The 2,716-nt window shown below is 69.7% G+C and carries 1 protein-coding gene and 2 pseudogenes; all 3 read left to right on the top strand.

Annotation, left to right across the window (positions count from 1 at the left end):
* A pseudogene (locus tag AC27IO_RS22595) lies at nt 1–1,215 on the top strand (UDP-N-acetylmuramoyl-tripeptide--D-alanyl-D-alanine ligase); the annotation flags it as partial.
* On the top strand, nt 1,206–2,384 hold the full coding sequence (gene mraY, locus AC27IO_RS22590; RefSeq protein WP_498740879.1) for a phospho-N-acetylmuramoyl-pentapeptide-transferase: 1,179 nt from the start codon (nt 1,206–1,208) through the stop codon (nt 2,382–2,384). The pseudogene AC27IO_RS22595 and the gene mraY, both read left to right, overlap by 10 nt.
* Nucleotides 2,381–2,716 (top strand): annotated as a pseudogene (locus AC27IO_RS22585) (hypothetical protein); the annotation flags it as partial. The gene mraY and the pseudogene AC27IO_RS22585, both read left to right, overlap by 4 nt.

Raw genomic sequence — 2,716 nt, 5'->3', positions numbered from 1 at the left:
TGCTGCGGCCGTGGCCCACGGCGGCCTGGAGGCCGCCGGCCTGCCCGGCATCGAGGTGCCCGATACGCTCGCGGCGCTTGGCGCCCTGGCCGCTGGCTGGCGTGCCCAGTTCCGGCTGCCGCTGATCGGGGTCACCGGCAGCAACGGCAAGACCACCGTCACGCAGATGATCGCGGCGGTGCTGCAGGCCTGGAAGGGCTCGGCCGCCTTCGCGACGCAAGGCAATTTCAACAACGACATCGGCGTGCCGCTGATGCTGCTGCGGCTCAACGCGGCGCACGAGGCGGCCGTGATCGAGCTGGGCATGAACCATCCGGGCGAGATCGCGTACCTGGCCGACCTGGCCCGCCCCACGGTGGCCCTCGTCAACAACGCGCAGCGCGAGCACCTGGAGTTCATGCACACGGTCCAGGCCGTGGCCGAAGAGAACGGCTCCTGCCTCTCGGCCCTGCCCGCCGAGGGCGTGGCCGTGTTCCCGGCGGGCGATGCCTACACCGCGCTGTGGCGGCAACTGGCTGCGGGGCGCCGCTGCATCACCTTCGGCGTGGACGGGGCGACGTGCGCTGCACCGCCGCACGGTGGGAGGGCAGTGCCTGGTGCATCCGCATCGACACGCCGCAGGGCGGCTTCGATGCCACGCTGCGCATTGCCGGCATGCACAACGTGACCAACGCCCTGGCCGCCACGGCCTGCGCGTTGGCGGCCGGTGCGCCGCTCGACGCCGTGGCGCGCGGGCTCTCGGCCTTCATTCCGGTCAAGGGGCGCTCGCGCGCCTTCAGCGTGCCGCAGGACGGGCGCGTGGTCACGGCGGTGGACGACACCTACAACGCCAACCCCGACTCCATGCGCGCCGCCATCGACGTGCTGGCCGGCTTGCCCGGCCCGCAGCTGCTGGTGCTGGGCGACATGGGCGAGGTGGGCGAGCAGGGGCCGCAGTTCCACGCCGAGGCGGGCGCCCAGGCGCGCGCCAGCGGCATCGGCAGGCTGTTCGCGCTGGGCGCGCTCAGCACTCACGCCGCGCAGGCCTACGGGCCGGATGCGCGGCATTTCGATGACATGGCATCGCTGCTCGCAGCGGTGCAGCAAGCCCTGCCCCAGGTGGGCAGCGTGCTGGTGAAGGGATCTCGGTTCATGAAGATGGAGCAGGTGGTGCAGGTGCTGGAAGCCCGTGCGGACACGACGAAGAACGCACGCGGGGGCGCCACATGCTGCTGATACTGTCGCAATGGCTGCAGGGCCTGTCGCCGGAGTTCGGGTTCTTCCGCGTCTTCCAGTACCTCACGTTCCGTGCGGTGATGTCAGCGCTCACGGCGCTGGTGATCGGGCTGGCGGCGGGGCCGAAGGTGATCCGCATGCTCACCTCGCTCAAGATCGGCCAGCCCATCCGCGGCTACGCGATGGAATCGCACCTGTCCAAGAGCGGCACGCCGACCATGGGGGGCGTGCTGATCCTGGGCTCGATCGCGATCTCCACGCTGCTGTGGTTCGACCTGTCCAACCGCTTCGTGTGGATCGTGCTGGCCGTGACCCTGGGCTTCGGCGCCATCGGCTGGGTGGACGACTGGCGCAAGGTGGTGCGCAAGGACCCGGAAGGCATGCGCTCGCGCGAGAAGTATTTCTGGCAGTCCGTCATCGGCCTGTTGGCGGCGCTCTACCTGGTGTTCAGCATCTCCGAGAACTCCAATTCGCGCGTGTTCGAACTGTTCATCACCTGGGTGCAGTCCGGCTTCTCGCTGGACCTGCCGCCGCAGGCCGGGCTGCTGGTGCCGTTCTTCAAGGAGGTGAGCTACCCGCTGGGCGTGCTGGGCTTCGTGATCCTGACCTACCTCGTGATCGTGGGATCGAGCAACGCGGTCAACCTGACCGACGGCCTCGATGGCCTGGCGATCATGCCGGTCGTCATGGTGGGCTCGGCGCTGGGGCTGTTCGCCTACGTGGCTGGCAGCACGGTGTACTCCAAGTACTTGCTGTTCCCGCACATCGCCGGCGCGGGCGAGTTGCTGATCTTCTGCTCGGCCATGGCCGGCGCGGGCCTGGCCTTCCTGTGGTTCAACACCCACCCGGCCCAGGTGTTCATGGGCGACGTGGGCGCGCTGGCGCTGGGCGGCGCTTTGGGCACCATCGCCGTCATCGTGCGCCAGGAGATCGTGCTGGCCATCATGGGCGGCATCTTCGTGGTCGAGGCGCTTTCGGTGATGCTGCAGGTCGCCTGGTTCAAGTACACCAAGAAGCGCTACGGCCAGGGCCGGCGGCTGCTCAAGATGGCGCCGCTGCACCACCATTTCGAGAAAAGCGGCTGGAAGGAGACGCAGGTGGTCGTGCGCTTCTGGATCATCACCATGCTGCTGTGCCTGATCGGCCTGACCACGCTGAAACTGCGATGAACCCGCACGACCCCCTTCTTCCTGGCGAGGCGCCAGGCCTGCCGCAGGGTGCCGATGGCCCCGGCGAGGGGGAGGGCGCGTCCATGGTCTCGCCGTCCGGGGTGGTGCCGGTGCAGGGCATGCAAGCCATGCCGCCGCGCTCCGACGCATCCGGCGCTCCCGATTCGCCCGACGTGCCCTGCATGCCCGAAAGCGTGGCGCTGGCGCCGCAGGACCAGGACGCATCCTCCGCACCGGCCCCGCAGGCACCACCCGCCCCCGCGAACGACGCGATGGCGCAGGCGCTCGCCGGCATGACCGCGCCCGCGGTCTCGGCCGCTGCGGCCGCTGCG

The organism is Acidovorax sp. KNOB132, assembly GCF_057541515.1.
The sequence above is the reverse complement of the archived record's forward strand: the minus strand, read 5'-3'. Positions and strand labels throughout refer to the sequence as shown.

Excerpts from the sequence above, each read along its gene's own strand:
- mraY (WP_498740879.1), top strand. The coding sequence starts at position 1,206 with ATGCTGCTGATACTGTCGCAATGGCTGCAGGGCCTGTCGCCGGAGTTC.